Here is a 24,219-nt window from a genome sequence, read left to right as displayed (position 1 = left end):
CTACCACGCGCCAAGGGAGATCGAGAAAATCGCGGAAGCAGCTTAATAAAAGTGTCCGCTACGACTTGACCAGAACAATCTGCTCTGGCGGCAGGCTGGCGTACTCGGGGCGGTGGCACACGTCGAGGATCTCCTGTTCTTCGGCCGGTGTTAGCGCGTTAGCCGGCACCGGCCGGCCGACCAAAGGGCGCTGGTCCTCGTGCAGCTCGCCGCCGCGCGTCCAGCGCTGGTACGTCCTGGCGGTGATGCCCAGCTCTCGGCAGGCGGCCTCCAGGCGGGCCCCCTGGGCCCTGGCCTCTTCGATCAGCGCGATGGCGCGTTGGCGATCTGGGGTGCTGATCATGCGTCCTCGTCCCCCCAGATCGCCCTCGCCTTTTTTCTGAGGGCCAGTAACGCTGCGGTCTCCGCCAGGGCCTCGTTCTTGCGGGCGAGCTCCTTTTCCAGCGCCTTGATGCGCTTGCGCTGTTGCTTGGCCGCGTCGGCTTCACGCTGGCGTTCCGAGTGCGAGAGGCTGGCGGCTTGCTCGCAGTCATGCCGCCACCGCCCCAGCTGTTCGGGGAAGATGCCCCGACGGCGGCAGTATTCCGCGGTCTCCTGAGCATTCATCGAGGCGGTTTCAAGCACGGCGTTGAACTTGTCCTTGGACGACCAGCCATCGGTGCCTTTGCCCAGCGCGTCCGGCAGGCAACGTCCCTCGGCGCGGGCTTGCTTGCGCCAGGTGTAGACGGTGCCCAGCGAGATCCCTTCCTGCTCCGCGATCACCTGCGGGGAGAGGTTGTGGGGAGGCAGCAGCTTGGTGACCACGGCTTGCCGGCGCTCCTCTGAGTAACGAGGCATGAGTGTCTCCTTTCGCCCCCTGATCGGTTTATAGGAACAGGGTATCAGAGGGCACGACAGTCATCCTGACACTGGGGGCACCTCGCGCAGGATCATCCCCTCCTCGTCCGCCAGCGGCTGGGCGCGACCGCCGGCATGGTCGATCGCCTCGCGGTTGATGAAGTCAGTGATCTGCTGCGGCGTGAAGGCGCCGCGCAGCATGGTGGGATTGAGGCTCGGCTGGGTATCCAGCGGGTTGTGGATCGCCACAATCAGCCACGGGTCGCCGAGCCCCAACATATCCACGCCGTGCGGGTTGTCGTGGGCTCGCAGGAAGGCCTCGTAGCGGCTGGGTAGCGTGGTGGAGTCAATCCAGGCGACCAGGGCACCGTCCACCGGATGGCCATGGAAGGTCTGGCACGTGGGGAACGACAGGGTGCTGAACTCCCAGGGCCACGACCAGGCGTCGCCCTGCACTTTGCTCAGCTGCACCGTCTGCAGCCACGCGGACAGCGAAGGCTCCGGAACCACCACCCTGCCCTCGCGGCCATGGTGCCACTCCAGCATCAGCACCTCGCCATTGATGGAGTGCACCACCTGCTCATCGAGCACCATCTGGCCGAAGATCTCCGCCTCGATGCCGGGCTTCTTGGGCAAGCCCATCATCTTCATCACCGAGCGGACGTAACGGCGGGTGAAGCTGGGGTAGTGGCGGTAGGTGGTCTGGCGCATTGGCGACTCGTCGAGGCGGGAGCGATGGCATCAGGGTACCACTGGCGGCAAGACTCGGCACCGCCGCAACCGCCAGCGTCAGCCGGGGGCGAGATAGCAAGCAATGGTAGATAGGTGGTCAGAAAAAGATCGCTGACGCAGTGATTGTGTCACTCTGACCCCTCAGCTGCTCGAAACCGAATTGATCAGCGGTTCCATAGGCACCACCATCAGCTTCCAATTACTGTTAAATTATTGCCAGTTGTTTCTTTGACATATAAATCTATTGACCCAAGAAGTGATAATACGTCATCACTAACATTCCTCGTGTTTAAGCCTGGCTGAACAATGTAAAACCTATAATCTTTTCTAAGGCGGCCACCATGTTGCCTTAGCAACTCAAAGTCGCGATGTTCGCCTTTTTCTATTCGGCTAGGTCTTTTGTCACTGACACGAGAGCGCTCTCTTTTTTTCAACTGATCAATTAATTTATCAAACTCTCCAACCCACTTACAACACTTGACTACTTGGCCGCAAACTTCGTAAAAATCAATAATCCGAGACCCGGGAGAATCGCCGTGTGAATATTTCAGATGGTAGAACTCAATAGCCAAACTTTCACCCTCATCTCTAAATGAGACTATGTCAGCCACTTCATTAGCACCGTCGTCATCAAATACGACCCAACTTTCATGCTGCTCTACAAGTTTTAGCAGTACAGCATGCTGTATGGTATCATTATCTTTCTCTTCTCCTTGCGACTCTCTTCTTATATTTACTTTCCAAGCCCACTGCTTTAGAAGATCCATTCTGTAATGAGGGATGGTAAAGTTATCTGGGCGAACAATGTGCAGGTTTTCGAACAACTTAGACCCATCTTCGAAAAATACCGAAGGCGACTCTTCCTCATCAAAAAACTCCAACAAGGGCCTTCTGCCATCTTTGTTATTTATATACAGATGGTCTCCATCCAACCTTTTAATCCGATATCCATTCGGGGAAATCTCATGGCTATATTTTTCTGAGAACCCACCGACAGAAACATCAAAAAAAATCTTTCCGGACTTAAACTCAATAATTGAAAAAAAGGCATCCTCAAGGTTATAGGATCTCCCCATGACCTCTAAGCTTACTGACGAGAAACCATGCTCAAACAAGTAGTCAGGCCAATCCAGACATATCGGAACTAAGTCAGGAACAGCATTGACCTCTTTTGTTCTCATAACCTTATCTAGGATAGAATGGGGGTTTATGCCATTATCATTTAGCTTACTTCCTATGCCTCGGCACCAATCTATCCAATCTATTACCGGCGCGCTACTCATAGACCACACCCGCCCCTTATAAGAGCAGCCAATGCTAACCTTTGAACCACTCTCATACCCTTTTCCAAATAAGTTTGACTTATAAGAGCTACCTTGGGCCAATTCATTGATTGCAGTTTCGATATCTATGCCTGTATACATCACATAGCGCAAAGGGCCACGCCTACCTTTATTAAGTCCAGCATTTTGCAAAACCAGTCTTTCGACGTTTCCAAAGCTTTTAAAAACATTATCACCCTTTAGGAGATCCGGGTTCTTTGCCAGAGATTTCACCAAGCGAGATCTGGTTCCAGTTTTAGATGAATCATGTAAAAATAGCAAGCCCTCCTTATCATCATGAAAAGCGATAACAAGACGCCACTCGACTTGAGACAACTCAGATAATGGAGCCCACTTAGTAGCAATATCTATTTTTGTCACTAGCACTAGAACATTAGAGGTTGATATTTTTATTGAAGCTGCGAGACTCTCTCCTCTTTCCAAAGGTAATTTTGAGGCATCAACATCGAAATTTGCAGAATCTACTTTATAGACAATTGCGCTTAGAGCTGGCTTTATATTTTCCAGCGGAATTTCACTTCCTGTTGTTATTGAGTTATCAATAATCTCCTGAAAGTCTACTTCTCTCTTAATGCTTACCTCACTGATTCTTTGGAGAGACCTATTCCAATCAGGATCTTCTTCATAAAGGCTCTTTAACGTATCTTCGACCTTCTGGTCACAGATGTTTGCTACAAAGGTAGGGTCTCCTAAATCAGGACGATCACGTACAAATCGCCCAGCAAACTGCAGAGTTATGGGTAAGCTTTTATGTATATCATGCAAGGCGCAAACTTTTAGCTCTGGCAGATCAAAGCCTTCACCTAGCATGTTAACGCAAATAACAATCCGGTGTTTTTTATCAACAACCGCCTTCAACTTTTTTTTCTTTCCCGCCATCCCGCTATAAATAACAACTGGATTTAAGTCACCATATTTTTCCTTGTAAATCCTCCCCACATCATTTGCCCTTTGCTTTGTCTCACACCTTGCCATAAGGATGTGGTCATAGCCATTCGATAAGTCTTCTCGTAGTTGAGCTACTGCTGTCTCAGCGACTTTTTCATCACCAACAATATCACTGACTTCGTAGATAGACTTAAATGCAATGCTTCTGAAATACCCATTTTTTTGCGCCAGGGAAATCGGGTAATTGTAAATTATTTTCCCTCCTACTTTCTCCCGATCTTCCCTAAACGGAGTGGCTGTGAACTGAACAACATCCTTTCCAGAAAATGCCTCTTTCACAGATCGCCAAATTTTAGCTTTAACGTGGTGAGCTTCATCTACAAACAAGTGGCTGCAATCTTGAAATATTTTATTCTTGATTTGTGGAGCCGTGAGGTTCAAAGAGTGCGGTGTAGTCACAATCACATTGGCGGAGAGAAGAAAATCAAGCTCTTCGTTGCTTTCAAGACCTCCCGAGATCAACGCAGCTACTGGGTTGAGGGTTTCGTTATGTATCGCATTTAACTCTCTCAGCTTCCCCAAGCCGATAAACTTATTGAAAGTTTGTTCGCGCAGGCTATCTGTAGGCACTACCACCAATGCTCTATCAACAGGCAACCCGCATATGGAAGCTAACATTGTTTCAGTTTTACCAGTTCCTGTCGGCATCACAACAGTAACATCTTTCCTTTCGTGACCAGTCAGGCTGGACAAGATAGAAAATAGTGCTGAAACCTGAGGCTGCCGTAAGCTGTTAATTTCACAGCTTGGGTCAAGTGCGTCGACAGGAGTAACTCTTATAGAATTTCTCCAAGACTTTTTTACAGATTCTGAAATTTCCTCAAATCTCTTCTCGAATAGGTCTTCCCTATCAGAGGAAAAACACAGTTTTACGCTTCCATGCTCCCTCTCTATAACTCTGTTTTTTCTATTTGACATATCCCTGCCTCATAGCTGTAATTTGCGTTCCTATAATTATTGTTTATTTTATCATCATCGCACCAGATCCATCAGCTTGTCATAGGAGTCCACGACATCATACTTCACCTTCGCCGTGGCGATGGTGTCGAAGAATTCCGTGGCGCACTTGATCTTGGCCTGCTCGATTTCGCGCAGTTCCAGGGATGACATACTGCCCTTGGTCTCAGCCACGAAGTAGACGTGCTTGACGTCGTTCTCGTTGAAGGCGATGGCCCAGTCGGGGTTGTAGTTGCCCACCGGGGTCGGGATGAAGAAGCTTTTCGGCAGCTTAGCGTAAACCACCACCTCCTTGCCGGTGTCGAGCTCTTCGACGAAGTCTCGCTCGATCTTGGAATCGGTCACCACGTAGTCGAAGACATGACGCTTGGCCTTGTAAGCTCGATCCAGCTGGTTCTCCGGCTTCTCGATGGTGAAGATTTCGCGGCTGTGCTGCTCGTTGATGGGGTCGTAGCTGATGTGTTCGACCACCATGCTGGCCTTCTGCTCGTTGATCAGCCTGGCAGCCTGGGCCATGAAGTCCTCGGGGTTCATCTGGTACTGCTTGAAGGTCTTCGGCTGAACCTTGGAGAGAATCGCCGCCACGGTACGCCGCGTCAGCTGCGTGGCCTCGGCCAGGCGGCCGATCAGGTCGTACTGGACCGCCGAGTGAAGCGAGCCATCATGCTTGACCCGCTCGCTCTCGTTGACGGTGAAGGCCTGCCCGCTAGTCATGTCCTGGTAACTGGCTTCGGCCTTCTGCGTGCCACGCTCCACCTGATACTCCAGGCGCTTCACACTGAGCTTCAGGTCCAGATAGCCCACGCATTTCTCGATCAGCTCGTTGGAATCGAAGCTGACCGAGTAGGCCGCCTTGCGGTTTATGCGCTCCCAGAGTTCCTGAAACTCCTTCTTGTGGAAGTTGTCGTTGAGCGGGTTGAGCTTGGACTTTCGGCCGTCCTCGATGTGCGGTAGCTGGGCGTTGCTGAAGACGCTGTCGATCAGCTGGAAGACCTGCTGTGCGTGCGGCTGCAGCGCCTCCGGCAGCTCGGCCAGGGTGCCGTCCTCCTTGGCCTGGTGGTAAGCCTCGGTGATATGGTCGGCGTTATCCGTGTAGTCGTGCTTGAGCAAGTAGCGGTAGATCTCCTTGGCCATGGCGGGCGTGACCTCTACCTCACCCTCATCTGACACGAGGAGCTTGCCGGTGAAGTAGGCCTCATCGGCGACCCGCGGGCGCTCGGAGAGATCATTGCTGATGTCGCGCTGCAAGGCGGTGACAAAATCCTTGTAGCTCTCGCTGGCGACCACCGTCAGCTCGTTGATGTCGTGCACCGTCAGCGGATCGTCCATGCGATCCCCCAGCTGGTTGACCGCTAGGCGCAGGCCGCGTCCCACCTCCTGACGCCGGGAGATGGTGTTGTCGCTGTGCTTCAGCGTGCAGATGACGAACACGTTGGGGTTGTCCCAGCCCTCCCGCAGGGCGGAGTGGGAGAAGATGAAGCGCGTGGGCTCCTCGAAGGAGAGCAGGCGCTCCTTGTCCTTCAGGATCAGGTCGTAGGCATCGACATCGTCTGTCTCGGTCGAGCGTGCCTTGGTCTTGGGGTCGACGAGGCGCTTGGACTTCTTGTCGATGGAGAAGTAGCCGTTGTGGGTATCCGAGGCACTGATGCCCTTCAGGTAACGGTTGTACTCGCTGTCTTCCAGAGTCAGCACCTGGTTGAGCTGGTGGTTGTACTCCTCCTCGAAGATCCGGGCGTACTCGCCCAGCACCTCACCGCCCTCATCGTACTGGCGGTACTTGGCCACCTCGTCGATGAAGAACAGGGTGAGCACCTTGACCCCCTGGGAGAACAGCAGCTGCTCCTTCTTGAAATGCGCCTTGACCGCCTCGCGGATCTGGATCTGGCGCAGCGCCTTCTCGGTGACATCGACGGTGACCTCTCCAGCGGTGAGCTCGACACCGTTGGTAAAGCTGAGCTGATCGATCCTGGCATCAATATCCGAGACGACGAATCCCTTGTATTGGTCCAGCCCATCCGACAGCGCATGCAGGTTATCGCCCTTGCCCAGCTTGCGGCGCTTGCGCTTCACGCCGCTGGCCGACTTCTCCTCGTACTCGACCCAGGCCACAGGAGGCTTGTTCTTGGCCGTCTCGATATTTTCCAGGTAGAGGTAGGCATCGGTACCGGTGAGGCCCTTGGTGGTGACACCATGCACCGAGATCTTCTTCACCAGCTTCTGGTTGTAGGCGTCCAAGGCGTCCAGGCGGTGGATCTTGTTGTAGGTCGTCTTGTGGGTCGCTGAGTAGCGCACGATGAACAGCGGGTTGAACTCGCTCAGTGAGCTGAGCGTCTTGCCGCCTTCCATCTTCTGTGGCTCATCGAGGAACAGAATCGGCCGGTTGGCCTTGATGACGTCGATGGGGCGCCGTGACTGGAAGTCGTCCAGCTCATCGTAGATACGGCGGTTGTCGGCACCACGGGAGTTGAAGGCCTGCACGTTGATGACCATCACGCTGATGCCGGCATCCGAGGAGAAGCTTTCCAGGTTGTGCAGCTGCTTCGAGTTGTAGATGAAGAAGCGCGCCTTCTCCCCGTAGCTCTCCAGGAAGTGGTCGGCGGTGATCTGCAGCGACTTGTAGACCCCCTCGCGGATGGCGATGCTGGGCACCACCACGATGAACTTGCTCCAGCCGTAGCGCTGCTTCAGCTCGAACATGCTCTTCAGGTAGACGTAGGTCTTGCCGGTGCCGGTCTCCATCTCTACGTCCAGGTTGTAGGGGCAGCCGGTCTTGTCATCCTTTTTCAAGCCGTCGGAGAGCGGCAGGTTCTGGCGGCGCTGCACGGTCCGGATGTTGTTCAGGAGCTCAAGCTCCGTCAGCTCCAGCGCGGCGTTCTTGAAGCCGGCGTCGTCGGAATCTGGCGAGGCATACATGTCACACTGCATTGGCTGCGCCAGGGGCGCTGCCTCGCCCGGATCGATGCGGTAGCGGATACCGCTGCTGAAGGGCTGGCCAGCAAAGCAGTCCGCCAGCGCCTCGACTGCCCGCGTCTGGTACTCCTGAGTCTTGAACTTGAGCTTCATGGCCTTCCTTTCTGCACCGGCATCGGAGCCTGCAGAAAGGGCTCTCGATGCTTTAATTTTAAAATCAATAACTTAAACAGATTTTCGTTCAGTTTCTTTCTGCAGAACCGCCGTTTCTTTCTGCAGACCTTTCTGCATCGTCCCGCACCAGTCGCCATTCCGGCGCACCGCGGCTGCCGGCATTGCGGATCTGGCCAGCGCGTCGCAGCTTGGTCAGGATGTTGCCCACCTTGGTCTTCTTCTTTGGCTCATCCAGGGCATCGCTGAGCTTGTCCCACAGTAGGGTGTCGATCTCCTGGCGGCTGGCGGAGCCGAACTTGGCCAGATAATCGATCACCAGCTTGGCGTAGAAGGCGTCATCCTGCCCACGGGTGTGGATGTACTGGGCCTTGGTCGCCGTTGCGGTAGCGATCTCGGCGGAGACGCGCAGATTGGGCTGCCGGCCTTCGATCAGCTTGGCGCGGCGCAGACGACTCACCATCTCCTTGTCGAGCGGCAGCTGTTTCTGTACGCGATCCAGGGCCAGGATCTCCTGCAGGGAGAGCTCGGTCTTCTTGATCAGCATGCGCGTGTAGGCCGGTTCGACGATGCTGCCGTAGATCGTCAGCCGCACCCGGGAGGGGTCGGTTACGTCATAGTCCGGCATGGGAAGGTAGCGTTTGGCCTGCCCCAGGTGCATCTCGTGGATGCCGTAGCCCATGGTGTCGATCATGTTCAGCTCGACCATGGCGTTTACCAGGAAGGGATTGCGGTAGTGCATCGGTGTCTTGTGGCCGGTGACGTAGTCCTCCGGCCTGCCTTCGAAGAAGCCCCCTGCGTTTTCCAGGATGAGCCGGTCCGGCTCTTCGGTGACCAGGACCCTGCCGTTGCGGGCGTAATCCTGATGGGCAATGCAGTTGTGCAGAGCTTCCAGCACGATCCGCTGGTCGTACTTGGCCAGCTCCACGCCCAGCAGCTGGTCCTCCGGCAGGATTCGCACCTGCACGTTGCGGATCTGCTGGTAGAGCCGCGTCGTGGCCAGCAGGAACGGCGGGCCGAAGTGTTGGTAGGCCCGCTCCGGTCCCTCCAGCTTCCAAGTCAGCTGAGCGGGATGAGGGGATAGCAGCGGCGCCGCCTCTTCCTTGCCGAGCAGCAGGAGGGCCGCCCGGGTCACCTTGCCGTCCAAGGTCAGTTTGGCGCGGTCCAGGAAGGTAGGTAGCGGCCACCCCATTACCTCGCCGGGCTCGAAGCGGTTGGCGTACTTCTTGGCGAAGGACTCTCGGGCCTTGCTGACCGCCTCAGGGTCGAGATGGTCGAGCGTGGCATTCGGCACCAACTGCACGGACCAGTCGGTGGCGTCGGTCTGTCGCCGGATCGCATCCTGCTTGTCCAGGCCCAAGCCGGTCAGACTCTCCCCGGCGCGAGCAAAGTAGTGCCCTTGCCAGGCGATGGGCATGCCCATCGGTGCAGGTGGAATCTCGAACAGCAGCACCCGGCCTTCTGGGGTCTCCAGCTCGTGGATGTCGCGGAAGGTGATGCTGGGCTCGGTACCGTCGGCTATCTGCATTTTGAGCCGGTCGAGCTCGCCGGAGGCTTGGCGGTACTCGGACCCCAGGATGCGCCGTGTCTTGTCGTCGATGCCAAAGACCAGCCAAGCGCTTTCGCAGGCGCGTAGATTCGCCTCGTTGGCCAGCGCCGAGAGGTACTTGCCGAGATCCGAGGTGAAGAAGCCCTTGCCACCGCGTTTGAACTCGACCACCTCGCTCTCCCAGCGCTCGATAAGGGAGTGCAGCAACTGCTTCAGCGCCTGCTCGTCCATGTTCATGGGCCTAGATCACCTTGACGTCGGTATTGGGCGACTTCTGGGCGAAGATCTGCTCGACGTTGATCTTGACGCTGTCGCTGGCAAAGCCGGCATCGCGGAATACCACGCGCAGCGGCTCGTATTCGGCGAGCAGCTTGACAAATGCCTCGTCGATATCGAGGTCGAAGCAGGCGGCGAGAGCCATATGCTTCTCATCTCCATCGACGAAGAAGATGGTTTTTCCATCCATCTCCTGGCGGGAGATGGGCAGGGAAAGGTCTACGCCCCAATCCAGCAGGACCTGGAAGAGCAGGTCTTCTGAACTCCGGCCCTCACGGATATTATCGATATTCTCCGAGATCAGGTCCTGGCTAAGTGCGTCCGGTGAATAGTGAGTTTCTCGCATGTTTGACGAATCAATCTTCATGACGCGAAAGCCAAGATCAATAGAGCCAGCCTTCTGGTCCTCTATTTCTGATGAGACCTCTTTGGCGTAGTTTTTAATACGTTTAGCCCCCATCTCAAAAATTGAGCCAAGCTCGGGCTCAGGCTTGGGAAGCGGCTCGGGAATTTGCACCCCAATGAAACGGCGCCTCCCTCCATCTTCATAATTCTGCTTAAGCACTGCGTGGGCTGTCGATGCGCTTCCGCTAAAGAAATCAAGCACAATGTCGCTGCCATCTGGCGATGTGGATAGCTGCAAGATCCTCTGTATCAGCTCAACGGGCTTTACTGAATTAAGAACATTTTCTGTTTCTTGAAAATCTACGTATTTCAGCAGAGTTTTCTTAGCATCTTGGGTGTGTCCTACATCCTTATAAAACCATATGGTTTGCGGAGTCCTTCCCGAAGACACCTCAGACAAGAACCTTTTAATGGCAGGAACATTGTCGCCATCACTACCCCACCATATCCTGTTATCGGCATCAAGCTCCTTGAATTTTCTCTCACTATAACGCCAGTACGTTCCTACAGGGGGTCCTTTAATAACTCTTCCAGAGGGACATGTTACCGGATAAACCCCAGCATCATAACGGTTTCTTGCGGACATGTCCGCAGCTTTCCACGGGCCACGTGGGTCGTTGTCTGGGTTTTTGTAACGTGCTTCCATCTCTGCCGTTCTCGGCAGCTTATTTGGCCTCCATGAGACCCTGTCCTTGGCATAGACCAGAATATAGTCGTGGTCTTCTGAGAACCAGTAAGCTGAATTCTTTGGTGCGTAAACTTTTTGCCAGATGATTTGTGCGATAAAATTCTCACCGCCAAAAACCTCATCACACAGCTTTCTAAGGTTGTCAACTTCGTGATCATCAATAGAAATGAAGATCACGCCGTTATCGCATAAAAGGTTCTTTGCCAGCCGCAACCGAGGATACATCATAGATAGCCAGTCCGAATGGAATCGTCCATTGGCTTCGGTGTTGGCAACTAACCGGCCACCTTGATCATCACGCTGCCCTGACGAATCAAGGTAGTCGTCAAAGGACTCGCGATAGTCATCGTCGTAGATAAATTCACGCCCCGTGTTGTAGGGCGGATCTATATAAATCAATTTCACCCTACCCAGGTAAGTCTCCTGAAGAAGCTTCAGGGCCTCCAGGTTATCCCCTTCTATGAAAAGGTTTTTGGTGGTGTCAAAGCTCACACTCTCTTCCCGGCAAGGGCGCAGGGTCTTGGCAATTGGTGCATTGGCCGCCAGCAGAGCTTCCCGCTTGCCGGGCCAGTTGAGGTGGTAACGCTCCTTGGGACCCTCGACGATATGATCGGAGAGCTCCTGGCGCAGCTGGTCGAAATCGATGGCTTGCTTCATCCGCCCCTGCTCATCCCGCGCTTCGGTGACGCAGCTGGGGAACAGCTCGGCCAGCTTGGCGATACTGTCCTCGGTCAGGTTGGGCGAATGCATCTTCAGTTTTTCCATAACCTTGTCCTGTAGATGACGCTCTATAAAAAGTCTTTACGGTTGAATTTGTCAAAATATAGCTTGAATATTCAGTCGCTTTGGTGCCAGTCCTGACCAAAATGAGAGCGTAGACTCTCAATAGCGGCCGGCAATTTGCCAACGCAGGTCACACCCAGGTATGTGGCCGCCCGTGTGGTGCCTACATACAGGCATTTATCGAACAAGGCCGGATGCAGTTCAGCGAGTCGGTCAATGCCGACGAAGAATGCCGCCTCAAACTCCAGGCCTTTGATATGCTGAATGTCGAACACTCGCACATTACTTTCTTGACCAACGGCCTGCCCCTCGCGGCAAGCGACTACCTGAATGTTGTGCTCGGCCAACGCGGTATTGAGCGCTTCAGCCACTGCCACCACCTCATCTTCTACGTTTAAAAAGATGGCAATAGAGGGTAACTGGCCGACGAAACATTCTATTTCACGGATGCGATCTGCCAGCCAATGCACCACAGTAATTTCATCGATTGCATACTCCAACAAAACCGGTGCAACTCCTGCACTGTCCATGTGCACGGGCAGGCTGGCGTACTGTTCGGCGCCACCTACGGCACGGATCATGGCACGGGCCATTTCGTTGAGTTGTTTGCTCTGGCGATAGGAGATAGTGATTTCCTTGATGTCGAAGTCAGGAAATACCCACTTCAAGTCATCAGAAGTTCGTGCGCCCCAGGCGGTCAGCCGTTGGTTGAAATCGCCGCACGCAAAGAATGAGCGCAGCCGAGGATGTGCGAGGGCGGCCATGCAAGCGAGTTGGATCGGCGAGAAATCTGTCGCCTCATCCACCAAAATCTGGTTACGGTAATGCCCCAGGATGGGCTGGAGCGATGCCCAGGCGGGACTATCGATATCGCGCTGAACGTTGGGCCGACTGGTCAGATCACCTGCGGCGCGCAGGATCGTGAGCAGTACAATGTCCAGTTCGAGCGGATGAATATCGCGGGCTTCAAAGCCTACATTGTGATACCAGCTCTCGTTTTGCTGTCGTTCGCGCCTGAACGTTCGGTAACGCCTTGGAATACCGTCAAGATACCGCTTCACCGGATTCATGAAGCGGCGCGCATACGTCTGCACCAGTAGGTTCGCACCCACCTCGGCCTGGTCGGCCTCCGTCATGCCACGCTCTGCAAGCCACTCGATGATCTTGCCATTACGAGACGACTTGCTGACCGTGCGCTTTGAAGCTGCAGATCGGGCTTGGGCACGCACGGCTTGCATGTAGGCGTTCAGTGCGGCGGCACGCACCGTGCGCGGGCCAGTAGGATCTTCTTCCTCATCGAGATCGTCTTGGTCGTCGACGTCGGTGGTCTGAGCTTGCTGCAGGCCATCGATGAAGCGCGCCAATTCATCCAGAAACCCACGGTTACGGTTGAGCTGGAGGTTAAGCGCGGCTTTAATTTTTCCGTCAGAGGTTTCTTTCAACCTGGCAACGAGATCCTGCACTTTGGAGAGCTCGACCGCCAGTGAGGAAAATGTAGATGCAAGTCCGCCTTCGCTCGATTGTGTTAAGGCACTGTGCAGACGCGCGCCCAAGCTCTGGACTTCTGGCGCCTTGGCTTCGCGGAGTATATTGACCGCTTCGTGCAGCTCCTGCATGTATGCATTGCGCTGCCACGCATTGAAGTCATCAAACCACTGGGTCGGGCGATCCAATGCCTCTGGCCTTAAGCTTGGCAGACCGTCCTTCAGGACAAAGGTGCCACCGCCCGTGGCAGTTCTAAGCACGCCGAAAGCATTTCTGGCCAACTCACGCCGGTAGTCCTGCCATGTTCTGATGCGCAGATCGGAGGCGGGAACGCCTTCCCGAGCAAAGGCTTCTTTGAGGTACTGCTTGAGCAATTCCGTGGGTGTGAACATCAGCCAACTGTTGGCATGCGCGACGCCCCGGGCGGAAGCCACCATTTCAATCTGACGTTGTTCACCCTCTTCCAAGAATGCGGTGTCTAGTTTCTGACCGAGGCGGCGGATCAGAGTCGTGGTTTTTCCTGTGCCGGGTGGACCTAGAATTAGCAGGCGCTTGTCGAGGGGAAGACGGAATATCTCATCCTGATATTGATCCAGAACGGGCTGATCGCGCAACCCCATCTTGGTGATAACGCTGCGGCGCACGCCGTCGAAGATGTTAGCTTTTACTGACTCCTCAGCCAGCAGTTGCTCCAATAGGTCTTCGGTGACCTCTTCTCCTGCAACCTCAGCCAGTAGCGCTCGTAACGACTCGACGGTGAGCGGGCCGACATGCTCGGCTTCCACCACCGTATCACATGAGTCCCAGCCGTCAGCCCGTGCGGCAGGTCTGAGTTGAGCACGCTCCAAGACTTCGACAACTTTGCCGTTAGGCAGTGTGAACTCAGTGCCGATAGCCAAGGACGCCAAGCGGCCAACTGGAGCGCGGTAGCTCGCCAGATTGGGGAAGCCTGAAACCGGCGTGGTGCGGCAAATGTAGTAGGTGCGCTCTTCACCTTTCTCATCCATCACGACAACACGAGCAATTGCCGGTTCGTCTGCCAATATTCGATAGCTCTCTCGATTGGCTTGGCTGATCTGGTCCAGTTTCTGGATGGTCGTACTGGAGGTCAACGTGTTGATGCTTGCCAGAGCCTCTGAGCCTAGCGTTTGACCATCGTGAAGCTTGGTATTGGCGGCCTCAGCAATGTTGTCGAACTGGCTCAGCGCTTCGGTAGCAACCTTCTCAATATAGTCTCTCGAATTTTCATTCAGACTTTGCATCATCATCCCTCATCCCTGCCGGTCTAGTTATTTTTTCTGGCGGACGACCTTTGCGATCGTGATCAGGTGTCATAGTCGGCAATTTTCTCGCGTATCGAGCTCAGCTCGCCGTTGATTTCGACCTTGCGGTTGAACTGTTTTTCGTTGCGCAGGCGCTTCTCGAGGGTGGCCGCGTCCTTCTTGAGGGCTTCCAGGGCCCTCAAGCGATCCAGCTGATCCGGCAAGGCTTCACCCTGACGTGCCGGTGCGGGAAGCAGGCTGCGCAGCAGCTGCTGGTAGAGCTGCTTCAGATCGATGGCCGTGGGCAGCGGCTGCCGAGGCGTCTCGGCCGGCAGCCAGTCGCTGCTGGCGTAGTGGTCATCAAGCACCCATTTGCTGGGATCGGCCTGGCTGGGCCGCTTGTAGGCGGCGGTGGCACGGATGCCGCGAGCGCCGTTGAGCTCGAACAGGATCGGAAAGGGAATGGCACGGTCGATGGCCCGCAGCACGTCTCGGTGCAGGTCCTCGCCCTTGAGGGTGATCACGAAGACCTGCAGCTCCGGCACATCCTCGGTGCCAGGCAGATTGAGCGTGCTATGAGCCAGCTTGGCATGCCAGGTGATCTGGGCGACCTCATCCCGCAGGCGCTCCCTGAGCTTGGCGGTGGCTCTCACATGCGCCAGGATGCGCTGCTTGGCCACCACACGGCCGAGCAGCGTCTTGGCGGGGTACTGGTAGAGCGGTGCCGTCATGGTGCTTTACTCTCGCCTTCTCCATTGGCCGCACGGCGCTCCGTACCTGTGTCTAGGGCCGAGCCCGCGTCACGAATGACGATAAAGGTGATCAGTTCAAAGTCGTCGAGCCCTTCGATGGTATCCACCAGCGCCGTGGTCTCGCCGCCGCTGAACAGGCTGTCGATGTCCTTATCCTCCTTCACCTCGATCATCGAGCGGATGGCCTGATCCAGCAGTTCCGAATAGGCGTGCATCTCCCGGCCATCGTGGGTTTCCTCGTTGAAGGCCCGATAGACGGCTTCGACGGGCTCACCCAGCCCCTTGCATGCGGTGCGAGCCAAGTCGAGCAGTCGCTTGACCTCGGTGTAATCGCTGATCACTTCGCCGGTATGGCTGATGTAGACCAAGTAGAACGGATGCAGGCGGTTCTGCTGCTGCAGGCCGCTTCCTTGGTGCCCTACCCGCTGATTGAGATTGCGCAGGGTGAAGATGACCCCGGGCTCCAGGCCCTTCTCGGGGCGGGCCGGCACGACGGTATGCAGGCCATTCGGGATACGGCTCAGGTCGCCGTTTTCCTTCATGTAGCCCAGCAGGTCCATGCGGAACTCGTTCAGGCCGAGGTCCGTGATCGACACGCCGGACTTAAGGTCTTCCATCTCCACCACTTCATCCTGCAGGCGGCGCAGCTGCTCACGACGGTAGGCGACGTCGTTGGACTGGGCGTTGAGCACGTTATCGTCGCCGGTAGCGGTAACGTCGGCGATCACCATACGGTTCTCGACGCGTTCCTTGAGGTTGATGTACTCGTCCAGGCTGATGTCTGGCCAGTAGTTGACCAGCTGGATGCTGGCGTTGGGCGAGCCGATGCGGTCGATGCGCCCGAAGCGCTGGATGATACGAACCGGGTTCCAGTGGATGTCGTAGTTGATCAAGTAGTCGCAATCCTGAAGATTCTGACCTTCCGAGATGCAGTCAGTCCCGATCAGGATGTCCAGCTCGCGGGGTTCATTAGGGTACACCATGGCCTTGCTCTTGGCCTGCGGGGCGAACAGCGTCAGCAGGCCTTGGAAGTCATAGTGCTGGCGGCTACATGGCATGGCCCCAAGGGTCGATTTCGGAGCGTCGCTGCCGGTCACGAGCCCGGTGTGCACGCCCTGGCTCTCCAGCAGGACCGGCGCCAAGTTGTCGTAGAGGTACTTGGCGGTATCCGCGAAGGCGGTGAAGATCATCACCTTGCGGTTGCCGGGGTTGATCGGCGAGGCCAGCTTGCTGGCGATCTGCGTCTTGAGGTGCTGCAGCTTGGCATCGTCGGACGGGGTGACCTTGGCCATTTCCTCCAGCAACAGCTCGATCCACACCAGGTCGGTGCTCAGGTCATGCTCCCAGGACGGCAGATCCATGTCCTCCAGGCTGATCTGGACTTTCTTGCCCACCGTGGTATCGCCCGGCATGGGAATGCTGTCGTCGTCGGGGTCGGCGTCTTCGAAGGACGCAGTGATATCCGCAAAGCTCTCCGAGCGGCCGGTCTGCTTGAAGGCGGCAATCTTATCCAGGATGGTCTGGTAGCTATCTTGCAGCCCCTCCAGGGTCAGGCGAAACGCTGACACCGAGCTCTCTAGGCGTTTGAGCAGGTTAGTCGTCATCAGGGCCTGCAGGCTCTTCTCCCGGTCCACCTGCTTGAAGCTGGTTCTCCCGCTGTAGACCTCGGTATCGTACATCTCCTCGTACTTCTTGAGGCGGCTGGGCAGGATGTAGCTGATCGGGGCGTAGACGGAGAGCTTGAGCTGGGAGAGCTGCTGGAAGATCTCGTTGAAGCCGATCACATCGGTTCGGTGAGTGAGCGGGCAGTGAAACGAGAGCGGCTTCCGGCGCTCCGGGAAGCTACCGATATCGCTGGTGTCGTAGAAGGTTTCGATATGCCGACGTGAACGAGCGATGGTGACGCTGTCCAAGAGTTCGAAGAAGTCGAAGTCCAGTGCCTGCAGGATGGCACCCGTGGTGCGCTTCTCCGGCGGGAGGGCCGACCACTCGTTGAAGGTGGCCTGGGCGCGCCGGAAAATGCCCTCGATGTCCTTGGCGCCGCTGAGGTGGCGAGTCAGGTTCTCGGCTTCGCCTTCGTAGGCCAGGGCCAGCTGGTTCTTCAGGTCGGTGAAGCGGTTGTTGACCGGCGTTGCCGAGAGCATCAGCACCTTGGTCTTCACCCCGGCACGGATCACCTGGTTCATCAGCTTCTGGTAGCGGGTCTCGCGATCCTTGTAAACGTCGTTGTTGCGGAAGTTGTGCGACTCATCGATCACCACCAGGTCATAGTTGCCCCAGTTGACGCGATCCAACGGCATGCCGAAGGATTCCCCACGAGTGCGCTGCAGGTCAGTATGGCAGAGCACGTCGTAGTTCAGGCGGTCCTGGGCCAGCACGTTGGTGGTCAGGTTGCGGTTGTAGGTCAGCCAGTTGTCGGCGAGCTTCTTCGGGCACAGCACCAGCACGGAGCGATTGCGCAGCTCGTAGTACTTGATGACCGCCAGGGCGGTGAAGGTCTTCCCGAGCCCTACGCTGTCGGCCAGGATGCAGCCGTTGTAGGTCTCTAGCTTGTTGATGACACCCGTGGCCGCGTCACGCTGGAAGTTGAACAGCTTCTGCCAGATGACGCTGTCCTGGTAGCCGGTGCGGTCGTTGGGCAGCACGTCCTCACAGATGTCTTCCAAGAACTCGTGGAAGATATGGTAGAGCATCAGGAAGTAGATCCGCTCCGGCGCGTTCTCCCGGTAGACCGAGGCGATGTGCTCGCGCAGCCGTTCGGTGACGTCCTCGAGCTTCTCTTCGTCTTGCCACAGCTGGTCAAAGAGGGCCATGAACTGGGAGGTATGGGCCGGCTCGCTGAAGCGGGTGACGAAATTGGAGACTGCGTTGCCCTGCTGGTAGCCCAGATCGACCGCTGTGAAGCCCTGCAGGGGCATGTAGACGGTGTCGCCGCCTGAGGCCGCAACGCCGGCAAAGGGCTGCATGGCAGCCTGGCCACGGTTGGAGCGGAAGCGGGCCTTGCGGCGCATCCAATCGGCGCACTCACGAGCAATGGCCCGCTGGGTCAGTTTGTTCTTGAGCTGGATCTCGAACTCGCTGCCGTGGACGCTGCGCTCGCGCTCCGCCTTGGGAATGTGGAACTCACGGTGCTCCTTGCGGAACTTGTCGCTGGCCTGGTCTGGGACGAAGGTGGGTGACGTGAAGATGAACTCGACTGAGTCCAGCGCTTCCAGCTCCTCCTTCAGCGCCTCGTAGGCGAAAATCGAAAAGCAGGAGGCCGCGATCTTGAGGCGGGCGCCGGGCCGCAGGGTGTCCTTCAGATCGTCGCCGAGCAGCCGGCTGACGTTGTCGATGATCTCCATGGTGCGGCTCCCTGCAGTTCCCTGGCCGCCTGAAGGCGGTCTCGTTGCGCTGCACTCAGCTTATATCAACAGCTAAGTGGGGTGAATTGAAGGAGCACCAGAGACCCCAGCAACTTGCTGATGACAGCAGCAACCCTTTGCCCTTTCCCTTTGCTGTGCTCACCCTACTCAGCCTTTCGGGGCAAGCCCCTTCCCCTTGAGCCCCCCTTCCCTTCCGGCCTTTTGCCTTTTCACCCTTTGCCCTCGCCCCTTTGTGAGCTCCACCCAGTGGAGGCTCGCCCAGCAAGCGTCTATGCTAAAAGGCTGATGTACCCAGGGAGGGACGCCCATGGCGCTGAAATCACTACTGATGCGAGCCGCCAGCGCTGGCCGCCAGGCAGCTCGGAAGGCTCTCGACGGTGTGCAGCAGGAAGGCTGGTCCGACGGCTGGCACACCCAGGCGAGCACGACAGAGTCGCTGCGCGTGCTGCGCGACTCGGCCGCTGGCATGGCCAAGTCCACCGCCCAAACGGCCACCACCCAGGAGGGGTGGCGGCGCATCGCCCGGGGAGCCGGCAAGGTGGCCGGAGGGGCGGCCGTGGTGGCTGGTGGTGTGGCTCAGGGAGTGCTGCATAGCAGCTCGGCGAGTGAAGACCATGAGGATGTGCCAGATCATCTCCGCTATGGACCTAGCTCTAGCGATCCAGGCGGATCTCCATACTCTTCTGATCCAGAGCACTGAGGGGGAAGGATCCATACTGGTCAGGACCTCGACTGAACCTTGTCCCCTCCCTGCTTCCCTGCTCCTTGGGCAGTCTTCCCACCACCGTCGCCGATGCCTCTTGCGAGCTCGCTGCCGACCTTCATCCCAGCCCATCCCAGCACCGCCACCCAGATCGTCGGCAACACCAGAAACATCATCCCCTCCACGAACTGCAGCACCATGCGGTCGTAGAGGTTGTTGGCGGCGGAGAGCCAGCTCAGCTTGGCGGCGTCGCTGCGGTAGAGCAGATCCACCAGGTTGGCGTTGATCCAGCGGGCGAGCTCCCACCAGAAGGTCAGGAACCACATGGCGAAGAGCCCGAAGGTGGCCATGCCGGCGACCTTGAAGCTGTAGCTGGAGATGACCATCACGAAGGGCAGGCAGATGATGATGGCCATCACCAGGATGCCCTGCACCATGGGCAGCGCCTGCTTGAGCATGTCCATGCCGGCCTGGAAGGGCAGGACCGACAGGGTGCCGCCCACCATGGCGCCGGCGGTCACGGTGGCATCCCAGAAGCCTCCGCCGTCCAGCCCGCGAAAGCCCACCACCGCCTGATCCAGATTGCCGCTGGCCGCACCCGAGCGAGGGCTGACCAGGCGACGGATCACGTAGTCCTCGGCGTCGCTGCTGGTGAAGACGCTGCGGAAGTCGTCCCAGAACCCGGGGCTGACCTCCTCGTGCAGCCGGGCCCGCAGGCCAACGCTCTCGGCGGACCACCACTCCCGGCAGGAGGGGTAGCCCGGCATCCCCGGGCCGGTGTTAGGCCGGGAGACATCCCGGTCGGCATCGTAGGGGAAGCCGGCGATGGGCCGCCCGGCGTAGAAGCTGTCGTAGTAGCCGGGCGTGGTCTGGAAGTAGTTCGAGCCAATCCAGTCCACGTCCACGGCGCGGGTCGCCTCGATGGTGCCGCCCTCCTGCAGCAGCCGGTTGCGCGCCGGCCCGAAGCACTGGCGCTGAAACTCGCCGACCTCCTGTTGCAGCCCCGGATCTTCGACGCTGTGCAGGTCCAGCTCCATGCGGATGGATTCAAAGTCCGTCGAGCAGGGAATGGCGTGGATCGCCGCGGCGGTGAGCCCGTGGGACACTGCATGCACGCCCGCCCACCACAGCGGGATCCTCGCCTGCTGGCCACCGATCGCGCTCTCGGTCGCGCCGAACGCTCCCTCGGACCAGCCGCCCGAGGCGAACTGTCGAGTGCCGCACTCCAGCGAGCGGCTCTCGTCGATATCGGCGGTGGCCAGCTGGACCTGCAGCAGCGGCAGGCAGGTGAAGGCGTAGGCCAGGATCATGGCGTAGAGCCGGGTCTCGATGCGGTTGACCGTGAGGATGCCCTTGGTCCCTGCCTCGTCGCCCTCCTGCCGGGCCTTGAACCACTCTGAGAGCACCAGGGTAATGAACGGCACCGCGGCGATGCCGGTGCCGACCATGACGTTCCAGATGGCGTTGTTGATGATCCAGCCCAGCAGCGTCATGGCGTTGGCAAAGTAGTCGAACACCACCAGCGGCGCGGTCAGCAGGCCTCCCATCAGGCACCTCCCAGCTGGTTGATCAGGTTGGTGGCCTCCAGCAGGACCAGGATGCCCAGGGCCATCAGCTCGAGCCGCCGCAGCTTGGCGAGCGCCTGCTGCCCATCGTCGCGATCTCGGCGCAGCCGCGCCACCGCCCGGGGGCGCACCTTGCGCCACCAGACCAGGGTCAGCGCGGCGTAGAGGCTCAGCCGCCAGGCCAGCAGCCACGGCCAGGCGGCCTGCCAGGCGCTATGGTGGGCCTCGAGCCCTCCCAGCAAGCGCACACTGACGGCGAGTATGGCGCCGCTCAGCAGGAACATGACAACCAGCACCGCCATGGCGAGCAGCAGCGACGGCCAGCGGGCCGGGTTCATCCAGGAGAAAACACGTGGGGCCATCAGTCACCGCCCTCCTCGCCGGCTGGGCGGCCGCGGCCGTCCAGGGCCGCATCCGGACGGAAGGTCTCGCCCTGCGAGGCGCCCTGGCTGCGCCGGGCGGCCCGCTCCAAGGCGATGCCGGCCGCGCTGTTGCCCAGCGCCTGGCGGATCTCCATCTCGGAGCGCAGCGACTCGATATCCCGATCCAGTGCCACCAGCTTGCGATCCAGCGCCGACATGCCCTGCTCGTTGTCGGCGATGCCCGGGTCACTGCTGCCGGCCAGCAGCAGTCGGCGCGCCCACAGCGCCTTGGTCAGCGTCCTGGCCAGGGCCATCTCACCGCTCAGGCGGTGGATCAGCAATGAGGCCTCGGGGTCGCTGCGCAGCGCCTCGATCACTCCTCTGGAGACGGTCAGGCCGTCCCCGGCGGAGACCTGGCGCAGGTTCTCCGGGGTCAGCGGGTCGCTACCGTCGACCAGACTCAGGAGCTTGCCGTAGACCTCCTGCTGCTCACGCTCCAGCTCGCGGACCAGGCCACTGCCGGCCTGGGTCTCGCTGCGTTCGCAGCCGTCGCAGGTACGAATCGACTGCTCGCCGATCACCGTCTGGGTCCACTCGGCGGCCTCCTCCGGGCTCTGCCAGACCGTGCACATGCCACCCAGGCAGCTCCCTGCCCCGCTGCCTGACCCTGAGCCGCCGGAACCGCTTCCGCCGGAAGCCCCGGCCAGCCCACCGCCCCCGATCCAGGTGCCCTCGTTGGTGGCCACCGATCCCCAGCCGCCACCGCCTCCGGCAATGGGGGCCGTGCTGGTGGTGTCGTCACGGCCGTGCAGCAGGTTATAGCCGGCGCGAGCGGTGTCCTGCACCACGCGAATCGGCGCCTGATCCTGGCCGCCGCGGCGCTGGCCTCCCACCCAGGTCACGCCTTGATTGCCGCCCGACTGGTCGACCTGCTCCTGCGCCGCGACCACGTCGGCGTTGGACTGGGCCGCACTCTGCCAGCTCTCGGCCGCGGCCATCTGCTGCCACCCCTGCCCGGTGACCATGTCGGCCATGCGCTCGGACATCTGGCGGCAGGACATGGAAGCGCGGTCGAAATCGACCCGCCCCTGCAGCACGCCGTTGCTCAGCAGGTCATAGAGCCCCGGGTTGGCCCGCTGGATGACCATGGCGGGCAGCGAGGCTACGGCACCCTGAGCGTTCTGAACCACCGTCCCCATCAGGTTCTGGAAGCCGTTGGTGATACCGTTGAGCTGGTTGGAGACCGTGGCACCAATATCAAAGTTGCCGCAGGTGGCATTCATGTTCCAGCTGATGCCGATGCCGCGCACGTTGGGGTTGTAGCCCCGCCCCGCGGAGACGCTGAAGGGCGAGGCCCCGCCAATCTGGTAATAAAGGGCATCGGCGGATTGCGCCTGAGCCTGGGCAGCATGGGTAGACATCAGCCCCACCACCAGGGCGCTGGCGAGCGGCGCAAGGGCTAAGTGTCGCGTGCGAGTTCCTTTCATCGGCTTCTCTCCTTCAGGGGACTGCATATAGCAGGGTCTGCCCGCGGCGCTTGCAGCAACGATAGGGGCGCCACAACGACCAGGCGTAGTCACCGCCGGTATCCAGGCGGTCGTCATAGGTGTCGGCCACGCCGCGGTCCGGCCACACCCGGCAGGATTTGCTCATGCTGGGCGTCAGGCGCTGCCAGCGATGAGTAGAGGGGTCACCCTCTTTGACCGGCCCGGGCGGCCAGTAGCCGTCGCGGCTGGCGGCCACCAGCGGCGTGTAGACGTGGGGCTGCCCGGTGCGGGTGACGACATCGGCGGAGCGCTGGGCGGTGGTCGCCGCGGTCTTGTAGTCGTGTACCTGGGTCAGGAAGCCGCTGCGCGGGTAGATGTTGCCCCACAGGTCGCCGGGCTGGCCCAGTTCACGCATGCCGGGCGTCAGCGCCTCGGGGTAAAGCGACTCGGGAATGCCGCTACGCCAAGCCAAGGCGTCCAGGGTCGAGAGGTGGTAAGGCTGAAAAGGCGTCGCTGCCCCGGCGCAGGTCATGCCGAAAGCGCTGGCGAAGCTGCTGAAGGCCTCGCCGGCCGGGTGGCCGATGGCATCCACGTTCTTGAAGCGCAGGTGCTCGTGCTGAGCCCGGCTGACATCGGACGTGCTCTGCCCACCGGCCAGCGCCTCTCCCAGAGGCGGCGACAGCGTCGCTACCTCCCACCAGGGGTTATCGCCGGTGTTCTCGTAGCTGGAGACCACAAGCTCTGGGATGAAGTGACGCACTTGGACTGAGGTGCGGATCGAGCAGCCCGACCAGGAGCAGTTAAGCCAGACACAGATGCCGATGACCTGGTAGTCCAGGCACTGGGTGGAGAGCGACGAGGCGACGATCTGCGGCGTCGTCAACGCCTCGGCCGGCTTCTCCACCACGCCCAGGCTCAGCAGCGCGCCGCCCAGCACAACCCCCGCCGTCTTGAAGGGCCTCATCGGCGGCCCTCCTGCCCTACTATCTGCTCGGCTTCTCTCAGCGCCTCGGCCACATCCGGCTGACCGTAGATCACATAGCGGTCATCGATCACCACGGCGGGGACTTTCTCCACACCCAGCTGCCAGGCCCTGGCCAGCCCGAGATAGCTATCGGCATAGCGGTCGGCCGTCTCCTGCCATTCAGACGTCGCCATGTGCTCGCGCATCATGGCCTCCGCAACTTCAGGATCAGCAGGAAGGTCTTGCGACAGCTCGGCATCCAGGCGGCCGGGCGCATCGAGTTCGATCACCGCCACGCCCGAGGGCACATTGACGGCCGGTTGCCCGGCAGTGGTAAAGACTTCGATAGCTGGCTCAGCGACTGCAGGGCCAGCCAAGCAGGTGGATAACCCAAAAGCAGCCAGCCAGCGGCATGATTGGCGTCTCTCCATGCTTGCCACTCCAGTAGAACAAGGAACTCGCACAGCATTGGGCACCCTACTGTGAGCTGCATCAGGAAATGTTAACTCGGCCGCAAGATGTTTTCTGGAGCAGCAGCTGTGAATATCTCAGCGCCACCCATCTTCATGCTGGCATTCGGCGCCGCCCCGGTTAATTGAACCCGCCTTATTCATGAGGGCGCTGGCTGAGTGGATTGTCAGCCCTCGCTGCCAACACCGGCCCACCGGCACCGCG

General features: G+C 58.7%; 16 protein-coding genes. 1 reads left to right on the top strand and 15 read right to left on the bottom strand.

The window, feature by feature from the left end; all coding sequences use genetic code 11:
• Positions 1 to 58 precede the first annotated feature (58 nt).
• The 10 genes from CPA45_RS21950 to CPA45_RS21905 form a co-directional block, all read right to left on the bottom strand.
• Entirely contained in the window at positions 59 to 343 is a 285-nt protein-coding gene (locus CPA45_RS21950; RefSeq protein ID WP_096655370.1) for a helix-turn-helix domain-containing protein, read from the bottom strand.
• The gene (locus CPA45_RS21945; RefSeq protein ID WP_096655369.1) at positions 340 to 837 is read right to left on the bottom strand and encodes a transposase; all 498 of its coding nucleotides are present in this window, start codon (positions 835 to 837) and stop codon (positions 340 to 342) included. Before CPA45_RS21945 ends, CPA45_RS21950 begins: the two co-directional genes overlap by 4 nt.
• A gap of 60 nt (positions 838 to 897) precedes the next feature.
• Positions 898 to 1,548 (bottom strand): hypothetical protein, encoded by a 651-nt coding sequence (locus tag CPA45_RS21940; protein WP_096655367.1) that lies wholly within the window; start codon positions 1,546 to 1,548, stop codon positions 898 to 900.
• A 209-nt stretch (positions 1,549 to 1,757) separates the two neighbouring features.
• Positions 1,758 to 4,778, bottom strand: a complete 3,021-nt coding sequence (locus CPA45_RS21935; RefSeq protein ID WP_096655365.1) for a DEAD/DEAH box helicase — start codon at positions 4,776 to 4,778, stop codon at positions 1,758 to 1,760.
• A 54-nt stretch (positions 4,779 to 4,832) separates the two neighbouring features.
• A complete protein-coding gene (locus tag CPA45_RS21930; protein WP_096655363.1) occupies positions 4,833 to 7,880 on the bottom strand; it encodes a type III restriction-modification system endonuclease in 3,048 nt (1,015 codons plus the stop codon).
• An 88-nt stretch (positions 7,881 to 7,968) separates the two neighbouring features.
• Positions 7,969 to 9,684 carry an RNA-binding domain-containing protein gene (locus tag CPA45_RS21925; protein WP_244287680.1) on the bottom strand — a complete coding sequence of 572 codons (1,716 nt, stop codon included), beginning with the start codon at positions 9,682 to 9,684 and terminating at the stop codon, positions 7,969 to 7,971.
• A gap of 4 nt (positions 9,685 to 9,688) precedes the next feature.
• A complete protein-coding gene (locus tag CPA45_RS21920; RefSeq protein WP_096655360.1) occupies positions 9,689 to 11,581 on the bottom strand; it encodes a site-specific DNA-methyltransferase in 1,893 nt (630 codons plus the stop codon).
• A 71-nt stretch (positions 11,582 to 11,652) separates the two neighbouring features.
• Positions 11,653 to 14,352 (bottom strand): ATP-binding domain-containing protein, encoded by a 2,700-nt coding sequence (locus tag CPA45_RS21915; RefSeq protein WP_208858575.1) that lies wholly within the window; start codon positions 14,350 to 14,352, stop codon positions 11,653 to 11,655.
• Positions 14,353 to 14,408: 56 nt separating this feature from the next.
• Positions 14,409 to 15,077, bottom strand: a complete 669-nt coding sequence (locus tag CPA45_RS21910; RefSeq protein ID WP_096655357.1) for a DUF4391 domain-containing protein — start codon at positions 15,075 to 15,077, stop codon at positions 14,409 to 14,411.
• Positions 15,074 to 18,442 carry a helicase-related protein gene (locus CPA45_RS21905; RefSeq protein WP_096655355.1) on the bottom strand — a complete coding sequence of 1,123 codons (3,369 nt, stop codon included), beginning with the start codon at positions 18,440 to 18,442 and terminating at the stop codon, positions 15,074 to 15,076. Before CPA45_RS21905 ends, CPA45_RS21910 begins: the two co-directional genes overlap by 4 nt.
• A 328-nt stretch (positions 18,443 to 18,770) precedes the next feature.
• Here CPA45_RS21905 and CPA45_RS21900 point away from each other — a divergent pair, with 328 nt between their 5' ends.
• Complete coding sequence (locus CPA45_RS21900) at positions 18,771 to 19,163, top strand: hypothetical protein (RefSeq protein ID WP_096655352.1); 393 nt, start codon at positions 18,771 to 18,773, stop codon at positions 19,161 to 19,163.
• A gap of 20 nt (positions 19,164 to 19,183) precedes the next feature.
• Here the strand turns inward: CPA45_RS21900 and CPA45_RS21895 are convergent, their stop codons facing one another.
• Genes CPA45_RS21895 through CPA45_RS21875 form a run of 5 tightly spaced genes read right to left on the bottom strand, consistent with a single transcriptional unit; the run spans position 19,184 to position 23,975 of the window.
• Positions 19,184 to 20,713 carry a conjugal transfer protein TraG N-terminal domain-containing protein gene (locus CPA45_RS21895; protein WP_096655348.1) on the bottom strand — a complete coding sequence of 510 codons (1,530 nt, stop codon included), beginning with the start codon at positions 20,711 to 20,713 and terminating at the stop codon, positions 19,184 to 19,186.
• Positions 20,713 to 21,093, bottom strand: a complete 381-nt coding sequence (locus CPA45_RS21890) for a hypothetical protein (protein ID WP_096655345.1) — start codon at positions 21,091 to 21,093, stop codon at positions 20,713 to 20,715. The genes CPA45_RS21895 and CPA45_RS21890 overlap by 1 nt, the downstream gene beginning before the upstream one ends.
• Positions 21,093 to 22,580 carry an integrating conjugative element protein gene (locus CPA45_RS21885; RefSeq protein ID WP_244287679.1) on the bottom strand — a complete coding sequence of 496 codons (1,488 nt, stop codon included), beginning with the start codon at positions 22,578 to 22,580 and terminating at the stop codon, positions 21,093 to 21,095. The genes CPA45_RS21890 and CPA45_RS21885 overlap by 1 nt, the downstream gene beginning before the upstream one ends.
• A gap of 13 nt (positions 22,581 to 22,593) precedes the next feature.
• Entirely contained in the window at positions 22,594 to 23,544 is a 951-nt protein-coding gene (locus CPA45_RS21880; protein ID WP_096655342.1) for a TIGR03756 family integrating conjugative element protein, read from the bottom strand.
• The gene (locus CPA45_RS21875) at positions 23,541 to 23,975 is read right to left on the bottom strand and encodes a TIGR03757 family integrating conjugative element protein (RefSeq protein WP_096655340.1); all 435 of its coding nucleotides are present in this window, start codon (positions 23,973 to 23,975) and stop codon (positions 23,541 to 23,543) included. The genes CPA45_RS21880 and CPA45_RS21875 overlap by 4 nt, the downstream gene beginning before the upstream one ends.
• Positions 23,976 to 24,219: the final 244 nt, after the last annotated feature.

The sequence above is a fragment of the Vreelandella nigrificans genome (assembly GCF_002374315.1).
Lineage (GTDB): Bacteria > Pseudomonadota > Gammaproteobacteria > Pseudomonadales > Halomonadaceae > Vreelandella > Vreelandella nigrificans.
This window is presented reverse-complemented; position numbering and strand designations above follow the sequence as displayed.